The 15812-nt window shown below is 44.4% G+C and carries 13 protein-coding genes; 4 read left to right on the forward strand and 9 right to left on the reverse strand.

Annotation, left to right across the window (positions count from 1 at the left end; all coding sequences use genetic code 11):
• The first annotated feature begins 7 nt into the window (after window positions 1–7).
• Entirely contained in the window at window positions 8–403 is a 396-nt protein-coding gene (locus tag HUN01_RS05245; RefSeq protein ID WP_238846003.1) for a hypothetical protein, read from the forward strand.
• Window positions 404–631: 228 nt separating this feature from the next.
• Window positions 632–844 (forward strand): hypothetical protein, encoded by a 213-nt coding sequence (locus HUN01_RS36345; RefSeq protein ID WP_338044525.1) that lies wholly within the window; start codon window positions 632–634, stop codon window positions 842–844.
• A 59-nt stretch (window positions 845–903) separates the two neighbouring features.
• On the opposite strand, the gene HUN01_RS05255 is transcribed toward HUN01_RS36345, so the two are convergent.
• A complete protein-coding gene (locus tag HUN01_RS05255; protein ID WP_181930381.1) occupies window positions 904–1860 on the reverse strand; it encodes a hypothetical protein in 957 nt (318 codons plus the stop codon).
• A gap of 608 nt (window positions 1861–2468) precedes the next feature.
• On the opposite strand from HUN01_RS05255, the gene HUN01_RS05260 reads away from it, so the two are divergent.
• The gene (locus tag HUN01_RS05260) at window positions 2469–4577 is read left to right on the forward strand and encodes a M3 family metallopeptidase (RefSeq protein WP_181930382.1); all 2109 of its coding nucleotides are present in this window, start codon (window positions 2469–2471) and stop codon (window positions 4575–4577) included.
• Window positions 4578–4666: 89 nt separating this feature from the next.
• On the opposite strand, the gene HUN01_RS05265 is transcribed toward HUN01_RS05260, so the two are convergent.
• The 6 genes from HUN01_RS05265 to HUN01_RS05290 form a co-directional block, all read right to left on the reverse strand.
• A complete protein-coding gene (locus HUN01_RS05265; protein WP_181930383.1) occupies window positions 4667–5470 on the reverse strand; it encodes a DUF928 domain-containing protein in 804 nt (267 codons plus the stop codon).
• Between the two features lie 60 nt (window positions 5471–5530).
• Entirely contained in the window at window positions 5531–7864 is a 2334-nt protein-coding gene (locus HUN01_RS05270) for a CHASE2 domain-containing protein (protein WP_181932567.1), read from the reverse strand.
• A gap of 182 nt (window positions 7865–8046) precedes the next feature.
• Window positions 8047–9015 carry a DUF1822 family protein gene (locus HUN01_RS05275; RefSeq protein WP_181930384.1) on the reverse strand — a complete coding sequence of 323 codons (969 nt, stop codon included), beginning with the start codon at window positions 9013–9015 and terminating at the stop codon, window positions 8047–8049.
• Window positions 9016–9097: 82 nt separating this feature from the next.
• Window positions 9098–9259, reverse strand: a complete 162-nt coding sequence (locus HUN01_RS05280; RefSeq protein WP_181930385.1) for a hypothetical protein — start codon at window positions 9257–9259, stop codon at window positions 9098–9100.
• On the reverse strand, window positions 9256–12042 hold the full coding sequence (locus tag HUN01_RS05285; protein ID WP_238846010.1) for a CHAT domain-containing protein: 2787 nt from the start codon (window positions 12040–12042) through the stop codon (window positions 9256–9258). The genes HUN01_RS05280 and HUN01_RS05285 overlap by 4 nt, the downstream gene beginning before the upstream one ends.
• Window positions 12043–12300: 258 nt before the next feature.
• On the reverse strand, window positions 12301–12951 hold the full coding sequence (locus tag HUN01_RS05290) for a sigma-70 family RNA polymerase sigma factor (protein WP_181930387.1): 651 nt from the start codon (window positions 12949–12951) through the stop codon (window positions 12301–12303).
• A 143-nt stretch (window positions 12952–13094) separates the two neighbouring features.
• Here HUN01_RS05290 and HUN01_RS05295 point away from each other — a divergent pair, with 143 nt between their 5' ends.
• On the forward strand, window positions 13095–13379 hold the full coding sequence (locus tag HUN01_RS05295) for a hypothetical protein (RefSeq protein WP_181930388.1): 285 nt from the start codon (window positions 13095–13097) through the stop codon (window positions 13377–13379).
• Between the two features lie 51 nt (window positions 13380–13430).
• On the opposite strand, the gene HUN01_RS05300 is transcribed toward HUN01_RS05295, so the two are convergent.
• On the reverse strand, window positions 13431–14807 hold the full coding sequence (locus HUN01_RS05300) for a DUF2330 domain-containing protein (protein WP_181930389.1): 1377 nt from the start codon (window positions 14805–14807) through the stop codon (window positions 13431–13433).
• Between the two features lie 67 nt (window positions 14808–14874).
• Window positions 14875–15774, reverse strand: coding sequence for an RnfABCDGE type electron transport complex subunit D (locus HUN01_RS05305; RefSeq protein ID WP_181930390.1), 900 nt, complete (start codon window positions 15772–15774; stop codon window positions 14875–14877).
• Window positions 15775–15812: the final 38 nt, after the last annotated feature.

Here is a 15812-nt window from a genome sequence, read left to right on the forward strand (position 1 = left end):
TTAAATTATGGCTCGTCGCTCACGGCATAATGACTACAAAGAAGACTTGAATATTTGGCCGGCTTTTACAGATTTAATGTCCAATGCCTTCATGATACTGTTACTATTATTATTAATAGCCACTACTAATTATACGATATCGCAAATATCTAATCCAGGTACGCCGCCCATTTTGCTAATTAAAGATGAAAATTCGAGGTTCGATCCAGGTAGTGCAGTAATTCCAAAGACGATGTTGGATTACATCAGAAATAAACTCGTACCTGATATAGAACAAACCACCAAATCTTATAACATTATCCCTCTTCTGTCACTCTCCGGGAGAGCGATCGCTAGAAGCCTCATGAGGCAATCAATACAAGCTATACTATTAAGAAAAAATAGGTCTTGTATTTGTTATTAGAAAAGAATCGCGCGATCGCTTGCTATACAAAAGCTCTAGAATTCAGAAATGGCAAAAGTTTTCGGAGAGTGACAGAAGAGGGATAATACAGTTGAAATTATTGGGCACACTGATGAGCAACCTATTGGCATTATCAGCAGCAATCTAGACTCTAATTTAGAAGTAGCAGCTAGCCAAGGGGGTTCAGTTAGTAAACTTAAGGCAGGTTCTAACGCTGATTTAGGATTGATGCGTTCCCTTGCAGTGGTTAAAGAACTGCTAAAAATCCAGCAACAAAATAAGATGCCAGGAGTTCAATTTCGCGCCTATTCTGCGGCACAACTAATATTACCAAGTGGGGAATTTGCTCCCATTCCCCCGGAAAGGCGTCAGCCGGAACCGAAGCGACGACGCATTGAAATTCGTTTTACGCGGTTGGGTGAAGTGCGAGAAGTAAAGTAAATAATCCATTCCCACTACTAGAATACGAATCAGTAATCAAAGTCTTCCAATAAAAAAAACTAAGATTTACTTTTATCGGCTTCTTTCTGCGCTGCCTCACTATATTTCTTATATAGCTGAGTACGAATCTTAGCTTCCTGATAACGGCTGTGGTTTTGTGGTACAGTGCCCATTAAATCTGAAGCTCGTTGCCACTTAGCAGCTATCTCTAACCACTGAGTTGAGGTTGTGGCTGTTTTACCAGATGCAGAAGCTTGGTTGGCAATTCGCACAGATATTGGAAATGGATCGTCAGATTGCTCAGAAAGGCTATTGTTAGGAGCAGGAGATAGTGTTTGGGCTTTCTTCTCGTTAGTTCCTTCTGTTGTTAAAGATTTGGAAGTTTCTAGTTGCATTAAGTTTTTCAGCTTATCACCTAACTGAGCATAAACAATCCAACTAAGCAACAACAGTGAGCATAAACCAGCCGCTACTAATAGCTTTGTTTGAGGTTTATTTTTGTATTTTTCTTTGTTAATGAGTACTAAAGGACGAGAGATTGGAGTTTTCGGAAAACTTGGTTTTCCTAGTTCAGCTTGAGCTTCTGTGAAATCTTTAATGAGTTGCTTTACAATGTTGGGCTGAATTAATGTAATTTCCTGCGACCAAAGCAATTGGTTTTCGCGATCGCTATCTATTTCCTTTAACCACAGTAATTGTTGTTCCCGAACAATCCGGCTGTTGATATTGACTCGGCGAATGTGACGCGGGGCAATGGACTCAAGAATTTGCTGGATTTGCTCTACGAGGGGAGATTGCTCAAGTTGCTCTACCCTAGCCGCCTCGCACAGAAGTTGTAAGACACCATCAGAAAACATCGCTCTAGTTCTGACACCACACTTGGCTAGCTTTTCGTTTAATAGCTGAATAATCGCCGCAACGCTCCCTTGATGGGCTTGCCAAGCGATATCGTTTATCCGGTCTACCACCTGAAATTTCGTGATAGTTCTTCCACCCTGACTGATTAACGTACTCATTAATTTAGGGACTCTTTTCTACTGACCTTGATCTTGTCTTCGATTTTACGAGTAAAAAGATGAGTTGCCAAATAATATCATAAATATAGAGCAATATAGAATTTTACTTCTCGATTCGGCAAAGACGCTCGATCGCGCTCAGTTAATTGGACACTTTCACGTCTTGAAAGCGTGGGATTTTTTGGCTGAAACTACGTTTTCAGGGTAACGCCCATGTTGGCAGACGGGTTACTTGTTTGACATAGTACATGATGATGTCTGTTTGCGTAGGCGTAGCCCGCCATAGGCATCATTTTTAGTCAGGTTGAAAAAGGATTGGGGATTAGGGACTAGGGACTGGGAAAATTTTTCGGGGATTCATACCACTACCAAGTTTTGTTGCAAGAGCGTTCGCACGAGAAGAAAACTCTTTCCGTGTCCCCAATCCCCAATTTATTGTTCAGATACTAAACAAAATAGCTGTATCGGGATACTTTTGTGAGGAATTCTCGCTTTTTTTACATTTTTGTCAGAATGGCAATACTAAATAGCACAGCGATCGCTACATTAGAAGATATATAAATAAAAATCATTGTTGATTTTTATTCGTTCGCAGTTCACACAAAATCATGAGTGCAAGTACCATTATTTTCGACAATCCGTTACTCCAAGGCACTGGTTTACCCCCCTTTGCAGAGATTAAACCAGAACGAGTAGTACCAGCCTTCAATCAGTTGCTAGAAGAACTTGACCAGCAGCTTGCCACCTTAGAGGCTAATGTACAGCCTACTTGGAGTGGTTTAGTAGAACCCTTAGAAAAGCTGACAGAACGGCTTACCTGGAGTTGGGGGGCGGTAAATCATTTAATGGGTGTTAAAAATAGCCCGGAACTGCGCGAAGCTCATGAAATCGTACAGCCACTAGTAGTACAATTTATTAACAAGCTCGGTCAAAGCCAACCCATCTATAATGCTTTTAAAGCACTCCGTAGTAGTGATAGTTGGGTAACTTTAGAATTAGCCCAACAGCGTATTGTAGAAGCCGCCATTCGAGATGCAGAACTTTCTGGTGTTGGCTTAAAAGGAGAAGCAAGAGAGCGTTTCAACGCCATCCAGATGGAGTTGGCAGAACTTTCGACAAAATTCTCTAACCATGTACTTGATGCCACGAAAGCCTTTAGTTTAACCCTGACAACAAAAGCGGAAATTGACGGTTTACCACCAAGTTTGGTGAGTTTAGCTGCCCAAGCGGCTCGTGCGGCTGGAGAAGAAAAGGCCACACCAGAAAATGGCCCCTGGCGGATTACTTTAGACTATCCCAGCTACGGCCCTTTCATGCAGCACAGCACCCGTGGAGATTTGCGTGAAAAGCTTTACAAAGCTCATATCACTCGCGCTTCTAGTGGCGATTTAGATAACAACCCGTTAATTGTGCGTATTTTGGAGTTACGGCAAGAACTCGCAGATTTACTGGGCTTTAAGAGTTATGCCGAGTTGAGTCTTGCAAGTAAAATGGCTCCTAATGTTGAGGCAGTAGAAGCACTATTAGAAGAACTACGCCAGGCCAGTTATGATGCTGCTGTCAAAGACTTAAAAGAACTCCAAGCTTTCGCCGCCTTACATGGAGCAGAATATCAAGATTTAAAACATTGGGATATCAGCTTTTGGGCAGAACGCCAACGAGAAGCAAAATTTGCCTTTACCGCTGAAGAATTGCGTCCCTACTTTCCCCTTCCCCAAGTGTTAGATGGCTTGTTTGGACTGGTTAAGCGGCTGTTTGGCGTCACTGTCACCCCAGCCGATGGCAAAGCCCCAGTGTGGCATGAAGATGTCCGTTATTTCCAAATAGCTGATGAAACTGGTTCTCCCATAGCCTACTTTTATTTAGACCCCTATAGTCGTCCAGCAGAAAAACGCGGTGGTGCTTGGATGGATGTGTGCATCAATCGTGCCAAAATCACTGAAAATGGTGAAACTGGTATCCGCTTACCTGTGACTTATTTGATATGTAATCAAACTCCGCCAGTAGATGGCAAGCCAAGTTTGATGACTTTCTATGAAGTAGAAACTTTGTTCCACGAGTTTGGTCATGGATTGCACCACATGCTCACCAAGGTTGACTATGCTGGAGCCGCAGGCATCAATAATGTCGAGTGGGATGCAGTAGAACTACCCAGTCAGTTTATGGAAAACTGGTGCTATGAGCGACCCACTTTGTTTGGTATGGCTAAACATTACGAAACTGGGGAAGCTTTACCGGAGCATTATTATCAAAAGCTCCTAGCGGCGCGTAATTATATGAGTGGTACTGCTATGTTGCGGCAGATTCACTTTAGCTGTGTTGATTTAGAACTACACTACCGCTATCGTTCCGGTAGCAATGAAACTCCGGCAGATGTGCGTCATCGCATAGCCAAGACTACTATTGTTTTACCACCACTTCCAGAAGATTCAATGCTATGTGCTTTTGGGCACATTTTTGAGGGTGGTTACGCAGCAGGTTACTACAGTTACAAATGGGCTGAGGTACTCAGCGCTGATGCTTTTGCCGCTTTTGAAGAAGCTGGGCTTGAAAATGAAGAAGCGATAAAAGCTACAGGTGGGCGTTATCGGGATACGGTGCTGGCACTCGGTGGTGGCAAACATCCAATGGAGGTGTTTAAAACTTTCCGGGGTCGTGAACCAAGTACGATCGCTTTGCTCAGGCACAATGGTTTAGTAAGTTCTGCTGTAAACTAAACAACATCTCTGTAGAGAGGCTGCAATGCAACCTCTCTACCCCAAAAGTTTTGCAAATAATCAATCCTTAACTGAGTATTTTTTCTAGTCTAAGGTGTTTCTGGAAGAATGGTTTCTCCTGCAACATCATCTAAGCGGATACTGGCTAGTAAATTCCGCCACTGTGCTTGCAGTGCCGCATCTTGAGGATTTTTTTGAAGCAGGTCAGCCAGCGTCGTTATTGCCTCGTACCATATTCCCTTTTGGGCATAGACAGCATAGCGCTTTAGAGGTTCTGTGGTTTGTAGCTCTTGGACTATGGCTGGATTCAGTTCAATTCGTTGGATTACTCCTTCAACAAAAGTTGGGGGCGAATTCTTTTCTTTGTCACAGCTAATAGTAAAAAACCAGCGGTATTGTTTGTTTACTGCTAAAGCGGGAGCAGTGGTAGGTAGAGAAATGCGGATGACTCCTGCTTTATCCGGTAGAGCGATCGCCTTTTGGTAAATCTCGTTAGAGTCCTGATCTTGCAGCACAAATTCAGCTGTATATAGCGAATCTTTGGTATATGGCACATAGAAAAACCAACTTGGGCGTTCTACCGTTGTCTGTGCCCAGACATTGATCACTGAGTTAGCTTCCTCGGTAAAGGGCACTAAAGCAGTCAGGTCAGGTTTAGTAACTGGACATGCAGCCACTTCCCCGCGCTTCGCTCCACCACGAACGCGACCTCCAGGAGGGGGGCCAGGTGGAATCGGAGGTTGGTTATAGGTTGTGGCTTGAGCAATGGTCGTTTTAGCATCAGAGCGATTAGGGGTTGGTTTCCCCTGTACTGGAGTCAAGCTAACTAGTAAACTGGTACAGCTAAAAGCGACTAATAAAAACAGTTTTATAGGTTGTGAATTTGAATTCATAAAAACCTGACCTCATACAATTTTAGATTTTAGATTGGGCATTTAGTTATTCCCCATTCCCTATTCCCCACTCCCCACTCGCACTTCTGTTTTTGAATGATAAATTGACATCAAGCCAACCATCGTGACCAGTGATAAAGCCGACGGTACAAACGGTACCCAAGCACCCACAATTAACAGACCAAAGCAAACTACATACAAAACGCTAGAGGTAACACCGACTGTCAAGACCAACCAGGGTAACGAAAGCTTGTGCCAAGCCAGGACTCCCCCCACCACAGACCAGCCCAAAATCCAGATTATTTCAATCCACAGTGACCAAGCCCGTAGTAACGGCCGCCCATCCTGGACTGCACTGAGAATCTGACTGATCATGTGAGCCTGTACCAAAACTCCTGGCATTTGCTCATCTAAAGGAACGCCATAGGGTGTAGGCCAAGTGTCTGGAGAATCTCCCTTTGCCACCACACCAATCAGAACAATCCGGTCTTTGATGGCGCTGGCGTTAACCGAATTAGATAAAAATTGCGTTAGCTTCACCTGTTGGGCTATCTGTTTTGGAGAACGGTAGTTAAGTAAGATTTGGCCGCCATTAGCGTCTATATTTTGATAGCCACCAGTTCGAGACTTTAGATTCGGAAAAATAGTTTTACCCAGCTGCAAATTCCCTTTAGGGGTGAACTTTGGTTGAATTCCGGAAGGGCGTAGATAGAGGGATGCTAGTTGTAAACTGAAGGAATAGGGAGCAGAACACAACGATGTCGCCTCCTGATTCATGAACAGAAGATGCCGACGGATCACTCCATCGCGATCGTGAATAAAGTCACTGAATCCCAAGTTTCCTGGAGGGATTTCTGGTGGCGGCTTAATGCCTTTGATATTTGCTGTGCTATCACTCCCCTTACATACGCCAACCAAGTTCGGAGTTTTTTGGAGGCGAGTAATTAAATCTGGGTCTTTAGCCTGAAAATCACGATATATATCCAAGCCGATCGCACGGGGTTGGTATTGATTCAGTTTTGCTAGGAGTTTATTGAGAGATTTTTCGGAAATGGAAGCTCCGATCAAATACTCGCCATTTTGTCTTTGAGTCGCCAAATCATCATCGTCAATTGTGATTATTAGCAGTCGCGGATCAAGTCCTTCCGCAGGGCGCGATCGCATCATCAGGTCAAAGGCTTGAATCTCTGGATTTTCCAGGAATCCCAGCAATCTCACCCCACAAACCAAGGCTGTAATCGCCAAGCTAGATAACAAACTTATCTGAAATCTGCGTCTGCTAGACAAAGCTAAATTTGGTATATCTTCAGTTTTGGTAGACCTTAATTCATCCCAAGTGGGTGGTATCTGCGCTGGATTTTGGCAAATCACTGGTAGCCAAGTTGCACAGGGAAATCGATCCTCAAGTCCTTGCAAACGTTCCCGCGCTTGGCGTACCGCTTGATATAAAGACTCTCCACCGGAAAAGCCTTCGAGAAAATACTTTAAAAACTCCTTAGCAACTTGGTCTGGGACGGGTTCGCGCATGACGATTATCTGAGGAATTTGCAAATCAGCCAATTCTCGCGCCAATCCCAATCCATCGCAGGAGTTAAATATAGCTAATTGCAAGCCGTTTTCAATAGCTTTTTTGAGAGCGTACTTTAACTCGCCAATGGTAAGACTATCAGTTTTATTCAGGTAAATTCGACCGCTTTCTCCATTCCTGTGACTAGAACTGTGCCCAGCAAAAAAAAGAATATCCCAGTTTTTTCCCCAGAGATGGTCAGTCAATTCTTTACGCTGTGGTTCTACCAGAAAGGTAACCTCTGCGTTAGGACACTGTTGCAGTAAAGCTTGATCGGCTTGGGTGTCAATCCCTTGACTATTGCCCACAATTGCCAAAATGTTGACTAATTGGTTTAAAGTGCGTGGCTTGTGAATGCGATCGTAGGATGGTGAAGAAATGGCAATTTCAGCCTTGGGATAGCGTTCTAACAAGTCCCACAGATGCCAGGGTAATAGCTGCAATTGGCTATTTTCTGTTTGCAAAATCACCCGCACTTCATCCGTGGACGACAATCTTTCTAACCACTTTTCCCTTAAAGGGCGAAACTCTTCTGCTCGCAGCCAAATATTAAAGCGTGCCCGTAAAATATGGGAAGTGTTTTCGCAGTCTTGAATCATCGATACATTCGTCACCTGCATTTGGTCAGCATGGAGGCGATAACGATTGCCAATCTGCCGATAACTAGACTGCCAATGACTATAGTAGAGCGGCATTTCCGGGAATGAAGGTAGCCTCCCCGTGATTTCTGTTGCAGCCCGCTCGTGTTCTTCACCAATTTGAAGGGTGACAGCAAACCCCTGCTCAAAACTACCCTCTCCGAATTTCATCACCACTAACTTACCCATGACCGTCACTATCTCCCTGTGCAAAACCATCCCCTGTTCTAATGTCTCATAACAAGCTCCACAAGCATTTACAGACTTTTTTAAAATCCCCAAACGCAGGCTTGAATTTTTAATCTTTAATTTTTAATTAACCAATTACCACTTAATAAAATACCGACAAAGAGGGAAGATAGCTACATATTTCAAATTCGGAAATGTTCGGTAATGCTGGTATTATCCAAGGCTACTTTAACGCTAAATTGCTCTGTGGGTTCACCACGAAACTGTAACTGAATATAATTGTCTGATCTTCTAGATTGAGCATCTAGAAATACTGCTCCCGAACTATCTAGTACAGTGAGATGAACTCCAGCTGGCAAGTAGATTTGATTCCCAGTGGCGTGTAATTGCAGATGAATACTGGTTTGTTGATCCTTTTCGGGGCTGATTTCTACAATCAACATGACTGGTTGGTTGAGAATTTGGATACCCAAATCAATCAGTTTTGCCCGTTTAGTAATAGATTCTGGTCGGTTTAGGGCATTTAGTTCCAAAGTTTCAGTACTGCGAAAGGCATAATTTGGTCTGAGTTCCGGCACATTCCACAGGGATTCAATCGTCTGCCAGCCAGTATCAAATATTCCAGCAAACCACTGACTCAAATTCACCAACGAGGTGAGTGGGGATTGGCGCAGTTGCCACAGGTGGTCAATAAACGCTTCCAATGGTTGCAGTTGACTTAAAGGCAGTGTTTCAGTTGCCACACTAGGGATAAAACCAAGCAGCTTCGCTTCTTCAAGCGATTCATCAAATTGAACTACTAAATAACCCATCCTTTCTTCCCAAGTTTCTGGAGGAATGGAACATATCCGTTGATGCAGATGGACAGGGCGACATTCTAGACGACCAATTGAGGGAATCTCTAAATCAGCGACATTTCCACAAAGGCGCATGATGGGGTTCCAGCTGTCACTAGCTTGAAGATTAGTAGGAATATCCATCATCTGCAAGTAGTCATTCACCACCCATACAGCCAGAGTATTCAGCCGGACTTGCTCTGCTTTTTCAGAATTTGGCTGCTGGTTAGCAAATTGCTGGGCAGTAATGCGAGCCATTTGGGTAATGGGTAATGTTAAAGCGAAATCGTCTAGCCGATAGGTGGAGTTATTCATAAGTCAATCCCTAGTGATCAATGCTGCTATGTAGATATCACCCGCATTCACTAAATTTATGCCATAAAACAGAGAATGATTATTAGAAAATTGGGCATGGGGCATGGGGCATGGGGCATGGGGCATGGGGCATGGGGCATGGGGCATGGGGAATAGGGAATGAGTCTTTAATACTCTTGAATTCCACTCCCCTGCCTCCTCCAATGCCCAATGCCCAATGCCCAATGCCCCATTCGCAAATCACAACCAATTGCCAATTAATACATAGGCAGACCAAAAGCTTGGCGCTCTGTAGTTGGGATGTTTTAGCAGTTGTAGCTGGGCACGGTGGACTGCTTCGGCTTTAGTGATTTTGCCACTCTTAAGTTCTCGATAGAAGGCACTCACAAACATTGCTGTTGATTGATCATCAATTTGCCACAGGGAAGCTATGGTACTACGTGCCCCTGCTCGTACAGCTGCTCCTGCTAGACCGAGTGCTGCACGGCTGTCTCCTGATGCTGTCTGACAAGCACTCAAAACTAATAGTTCTACGATGCTTTTACCCTGACTGCGGAAGAGAGTATCAAAATCCTTGACATTGATCTGACCATCAAAATCTAAAATAAAAGTGTCTTCAAGACGGGAACTAAACTGACCGTGGGTTGCTAAATGCACTATGTTGAATGAAGCTGCACCAATTTCGCTCTCTAAATTCTTTTTCTTAAAATCTCCATCCACTAGGCTAGTTGTCGAAACTCCAGCTTTGGTAATGCCGTCAAATTCAGATTTAATCGCAAGCAATGGTGCAAATTTGGGAAATCCTGGCGGTGGCTGAGTCAGTCCTGCGGTTAGCGCTCTGAGCTGCTGTTGCACCAGCGGTTTCGGGTCGAGGAGTTGTAAACCCACGCTCAGAGCGATCGCATATTTCTCTACCAAGTATTGTTTACCATCGTAGAGGGCTGCCATTGGTAAGTTGCGTAATGGCCCATCCAAAACGAATACTAAAGTATCGACGCCACTTTTTTGTAATTCTGACTCAATTGGTTTGAGTAGCCAGTTGTAAACTTCTTGCGATTGCTTTTGGACTGTCTTGGTAGCCGTGGGATTGACAAGATTTTTTCGCAGTTCTACTAAGAGTTTTTCTACTTCTGCTTGGGAAATCTTGGTAGTGTAGCTTTGCAGGCGTTGTTTGGGAATTTTGACAATTACCTGGAGTTCGTCAGGAAGAATAATCGGATAAAGGATGGCAGCCGTGGAATTATCTTGGTCTACCACTTGATCTAGGGCTACTCTCTGGCCTTGCAGACAAGCTTCCCGGAAAAAGTCGTCCAATTCTGCTAGTTGGAGTGCTTCAATCCGCTCGCGTGCTTTCTCCAATATTTTTTCATCTGATAATTTTCCTTCTTGAGATTTCAGTAGTAACTCTACTGACTGGCGGTATACGGGTTCTACGCTATCTCGGAAGTTGAATTGCACATCCTGGTTTACTACATCTTTATTCACTACTAAATCTCTGCGGAGAGACTGGAGAGTATCTACAGCAGAATCATAAGCCGCGATCGCACCATTAATATCTTTTTGTGCCCAGAGCAATCTACCTAACTGCCACTCCAAGCTATAGGTAATTTCTAGTGCATTGCTGCTCTGTGCTAAAGCTAATCCTTGCCGAGTCAGCTTTTGCGCCTCTGACCACTGTCTGGTTTCTTCATACAAGCCGCCTAAACTCTTCAGGGCATAGGCTTCTGCCCGCTTGTCTCCTAAACTGTGGGATTGCTGGATGGCTTTGGCGAGTAATACTGCTGAGTCTTTTGTGCTGAAACCTGAGTAATAACTATGACTTGATGCTTGTAATACACCACTATTGACTTTTGCTAGACTCTGTGAGTAATTAACCTGAGCGTAAATACTAGCGCGGCTGAGGGGGAGTTGGTCGAGTTTGGACTCAATCGACGGTAAGAGAGTTTGAACTTTTGCCCATTGTTGATCTTCAATGAGTAGTCCCAGGTGATTCAGTTGCGCTTGGACTTTTGTCAGGGGTGAGGCAGATGCTTCAACTGTTTGTTCATAATAGGCGATCGCCTGTTGATTTTTCTGTTGTTGACGGGCATGATTCCCCAAGCTGAATAGACTTGCCCCAATATCAGCATTCGATTGCAGATTTCGAGCAATTGTCAGACTTTCTTCTAGCGTCTGACGTGATTTTTCAAAATCGCCCAATACCAAAAGGGCATCACCGAGCGATCGCAAACCTACTGTCTTTTCTATAGAATCTGGTTGAGATTTTAAGGTTTTACTTACCTGATCGAGTGTTTTGACAGCCCGTGGGTAAAATCCTTGGGTGCGCCATGCTTGTGCTTGATTGATTTGCGATCGCACTACGCCACTTTTATTATCTGCTTGTTTGTAAATTTGTTCCGTCTGCTGCCAAGTCGATAAAGCCGCCTCAGCCTGTCCCATTAACAGTTGTAGACGACCTTGAATATCTAGTGATTGGGCAAGTATTTGCAGATTTTGGTTTTTATCCTGTCCTTTGAGCAAATTTAAGCTCTCTGTAATTGCCTGCTGCGCTTGACTCCATGCACCGAGCTGCTGGTAAGCCAGAGAAAGATTACTCAGTGTCGCTGCCAGTGCGAGGTTCTCCCCTCGCTGCTGATATACCTGGACAGCCTGTTGCAACACTTCTACAGCTTTGGCAAAGTTGCCAGCACTGTATAAAACTTTGCCCTGTTGTAGTAGTGAGGCGGGGTCAGCGGATACAGCCAGCGATGTCAGACTGTTTATTGGCGGTTGGGATGAGGAATTGATTGAACCAGGAACTTTTGCCAGCACAGGTGAACCGACAATGCATAGTAAAGCGATCAGGAAGTACAAAGGTAAATGTAAAAAGTGAGCCTCACCTGTGAGGGTCTTTTTGGTTTCTAAAATGAGTGACTGGCAAACCCCGAAGATGTAACGGAGGGAAAATATGCGACGCCCTGGCTCCTTTTGCCTTTTAACTTTTACAGAATTCGCGCCAAAAATCCTAGTTTTTTTAGGCATAAGCATGACAAGAGGTAGGTGATAACCAGGAAGGCACAGTATGAACTGTAGGTGCTTGAGCTACCAGAGTAATGTTACCATTCCCATCCCTCACCTATCTCTGAGCTTCTACAATCTTATTTATCAGGAGAGGCAGGAGGAAATACTGACTCCAGCGCTGAAGCCCGTGACCGTAACGAACTTGGGTCTAAACCCGCATTTCTCACTCTGCGGGGTCTGAATCCCTGCCTAATTGTTCCTCCTGCCCTCTGCCTCCTGCCTCCTTCACAATAATCCCTCCAATTCTGCGAATTTACGCAAACGCGGTAGACATTGGCGCTGATAAAAACTGCTTAATGTCGGAATTGACATTCCAAATTCCTCAGATAATTCTCTCCAGCTAACTTCCGGGGGTAAGCGCTTGAGAATTAACACCTGACAATTCACATCTGGACGCCCTTTAATGTAAGTACCACGCAATTCTCCATCAGAATCCGTCTTTGCCCATATCTCCAAGTCTTCTAGAATTGGAGGTGCTTGGGGGTTAGCTGGAAGATTATCTACAGGGTCAATGATTTCACTTGTTCCACCCGATATAGACTGACGAATTCTCAGAGGGACAGTAGTGGCTTGTTCCCGGTTCTGGTTCAGGTAAAAGTCTTGTAGTCTCCTTTTTAGGTAAGCATTCAGCCAGGTGATGACAGTACCATAAGTGGGGTCATATATCTGACCTGTCAAACCTTCACAAACATTGCGACAAAAATACAACCAAGTTTGTTGTAGTGCGTCTTGATAGTAGGGAGTACTTTCCCTCCAGAGTCTATTTGCTGTCAAGCGAATAATTTGCGTGAGCAGCTTCTGACGCTGAGGGCTTCCAGGTTGGTGTCCACAGGCTTCTGTAACTAAGCAGCGGAGCTGTTCATCGAATTGAACCATGACAATCTTGGCGAAGAAAGCAAGAATATCTTAGTATTGCGTATAACAACGCCCTAAAAAATTACCTTTCGTCAAGATGTTGGGGATTGGGCATGGGGCATTGGGCATTGGGCATTGGGCATTGGGAGATTTGAGTCTTTGAGGTGGATGAATCCAGTTCAAAGGTGGATGGACGAGTATCTGAGGTGGATGAATCCAGTTCAAAGGTGGATGGACGAGTATCTGAGGTGGATGAATCCAGTTCAAAGGTGGATGGACGAGTATCTGAGGTGGATGAATCCAGTTCAAAGGTGGATGAACGAGTATCTGAGGTGGATGAATCCAGTTCAAAGGTAGATGAACGAGTATCTGAGGTGGATGAATCCAGTTCAAAGGTGGATGAACGAGTATCTGAGGTGGATGAATCCAGTTTAAAGGTGGATGACTGAGGCTCTAATTCTCTTTGTCTCCCAATCCTCAATCCCTAATCCCCAATCCCCTCAATACAATCCCAGCCAGGACAAGAAATTTTCCCACCAAGAATATCTCAGATTACCTACACTCAACTTCATTTTGTTGCGAATATCTTGGATTTTCCAGTTGGTTAGTTTAGCTAAAGTTTGCGCCTCTTGTTCAAAACGCTTGGGTAAAGACTGCTTATATTCTCTACCCGCCTGACATTTGAGTTCCCCTTGGAACGGATGTTGCAAAACATAGCGTCCTTGAAAAGATTCACTGTTGGCAGTTTGTTGAAATATCAAGTCTTCAGGGAATTTGTCGCGGGTGTAGCGGACATGCAAGCGAGAAATGAAGACGTTGCTTCTAGGAAAGGGACGACGAAAGTTAGGGGATACTGGTACATTACTTGCAGAATTATCATCTAGCCAAAATACACCTGCTTGCTTGAGTTCCTCTGGGGTCAGGGGTTCAGCAGAACAGGGATCGCAACTACCCATATCCCAAGCGTATTCTAAAAAACCAACCTTCCTGTCTTCTTTGGTGTAGATAGTTTGAAACATGGATTTGTAAAATTCACCAAATTCATCTTTGACAAATATGGGAATGTTTGCGTCAGAGGGAATTTTCACCGTCCGGTAGTTAGTGATTTCTGCCTGTCCTTGGGGCGAGAGAATGTAGACAATTAAATCTTGCTCTGTCGTAGCATTGATCATGCCCAAACGAATTGGCAGCATGAATTTAGGTGACTGGTAAGAAATTTGTAGCGGACGGAGGAACTGATAGCCAGATTGCTCGAATTTATCTAAGTTGACTTTGGCAACAAAGAATTTCATTGAGGAGCGAATGTAGGGCTGAAGTAATTGTTTCGCACCTCTGGGGATTTTGTAGCCATTGCGTTTGAGCCAAGTTTCCAGTCCGCCAGATTCTTTCGCGCTGAGAATCACAATGTCGTACTCGCCCACATTGAAACGTGCTTCGACTGTCACACCTAAACTATCATCACTGCTTCTTTTACGCGCTGACTGATTGCTTGCTGCTGGCGCTGGCGCTGCTGATAACTCCCTTTCGTAAACTGGGGCACAAGGATCTGAATCAAAATATTCAACTAATCGCGGCGCACTAAAAGCATCTAGGCGCTCGATAATCTTGGGTTCTGTGACGCGAACTTGTTCTTTTTGCAGCACCGTTGGTACTGGTACTACCATTGCAAAATCTTTGACTTCGCCTTGAAAGTCGTTTGCCATTGTTAGGATAGTGCGATCGCCATCTCGCGCGATCACAACCTGAGAAGCTTTGTTATACAGTTTTGTATCAGCTTTGGCTACATAAAATCCACAAAATGCCCAAGCTGCGGGTGCAAAGCACAAAACAGCTACAATTGCCAACAATAATGGTGTTAAAAGTCGAAAAAATTTCATTATTTTATACCTCTATCTTTTTTAGTGCTAGAGACTAGAGACGCGATGAATCGCGTCTGTACAAGAGTTAGGAGTGCTGAGTTAGAAGTTCTTCCCCTGCTTCCTCATCTTTTTCTTGCCAAGCAAACCTTGGGGCTAACCAGAGAACATCTAGCAGAATGGTCAATGGTGCAAGGGCAAACAGCGCCCAGAAAACTGCTGTGGAAATAAAGAAATAATTTCGCAGGATAAAAGTTAAGCCGGCGATACAGATTGCCCAAACTACACGCCCAATTCGGGAATTGGGAATCGATCGCGGATCTGTAATCATAAATAGAGCAAACAGCAGCAAAGACCCACTCATCAATCGGTGCCAGTAAACATCCCAAGTCCAACCCAGCCAGAGATTGCGAATGGCTTCCAGCAAAGAGTAGGAACCCAAAAAAGCTGCTGTGGTGTCCCAGCGACCAACGCGCTGCAAAATCATGCCGCCAGTGCCGACAAATAATAGCCCATACCACCATTCTTCACCCCATTGTCCCGGCGAAACCCAAGCATCAGGGGTGAGAATCAAGGCAGATATGATGCCAAAATTGGCGGGATTAAAGAAATGCTTATCGCCGACTTGGAAGATAAATTTGCTAGCGATCGCAAGTGCTGCGGCTATTGCCATTGTCGTCCAGTGATCAGCCCGTAACAACAGGCCCAGTCCCAAAGAGGTAATTAGGGCACTGCGAATATTTAGGCTTTGTCCTACCCTGCGGGTTCGCCCTTGGCGTTCTCGAAGAGTAGCCGCTGAGGCGTCTATGTTCTTCGCTAATGACCAATGACTAATGACTAATGACAATATCCATTGAGTTGCAAGACAAGTGGCGATCGCTACCCCAATGAATTCTGGTCGCAGCGTCCAATCTCGTGTACCGATTCCCAAGACTAGGAATAAGCCCAGAAATAGAATCTGATAATCTCGTATATCTTTTAGCAACATTAACCCTTAATTCAGGGATTACCCGTAGATTTTTCATC

The sequence above is a fragment of the Nostoc edaphicum CCNP1411 genome (assembly GCF_014023275.1).
In the GTDB taxonomy this organism is placed as follows: Bacteria; Cyanobacteriota; Cyanobacteriia; order Cyanobacteriales; family Nostocaceae; genus Nostoc; species Nostoc edaphicum_A.

Coding starts and splice junctions, on each gene's coding strand:
- HUN01_RS05245 (WP_238846003.1), top strand. CDS start 8: ATGGCTCGTCGCTCACGGCATAATGACTACAAAGAAGACTTGAATATT.
- HUN01_RS05275 (WP_181930384.1), bottom strand. CDS start 9,015: ATGAATAACTCCACCTATCGGCTAGACGATTTCGCTTTAACATTACCC.
- HUN01_RS36345 (WP_338044525.1), top strand. CDS start 632: ATGCGTTCCCTTGCAGTGGTTAAAGAACTGCTAAAAATCCAGCAACAA.
- HUN01_RS05260 (WP_181930382.1), top strand. CDS start 2,469: ATGAGTGCAAGTACCATTATTTTCGACAATCCGTTACTCCAAGGCACT.
- HUN01_RS05285 (WP_238846010.1), bottom strand. CDS start 12,042: ATGCTTATGCCTAAAAAAACTAGGATTTTTGGCGCGAATTCTGTAAAA.
- HUN01_RS05265 (WP_181930383.1), bottom strand. CDS start 5,470: ATGAATTCAAATTCACAACCTATAAAACTGTTTTTATTAGTCGCTTTT.
- HUN01_RS05305 (WP_181930390.1), bottom strand. CDS start 15,774: ATGTTGCTAAAAGATATACGAGATTATCAGATTCTATTTCTGGGCTTA.
- HUN01_RS05290 (WP_181930387.1), bottom strand. CDS start 12,951: ATGGTTCAATTCGATGAACAGCTCCGCTGCTTAGTTACAGAAGCCTGT.
- HUN01_RS05300 (WP_181930389.1), bottom strand. CDS start 14,807: ATGAAATTTTTTCGACTTTTAACACCATTATTGTTGGCAATTGTAGCT.
- HUN01_RS05255 (WP_181930381.1), bottom strand. CDS start 1,860: ATGAGTACGTTAATCAGTCAGGGTGGAAGAACTATCACGAAATTTCAG.
- HUN01_RS05270 (WP_181932567.1), bottom strand. CDS start 7,864: ATGGGTAAGTTAGTGGTGATGAAATTCGGAGAGGGTAGTTTTGAGCAG.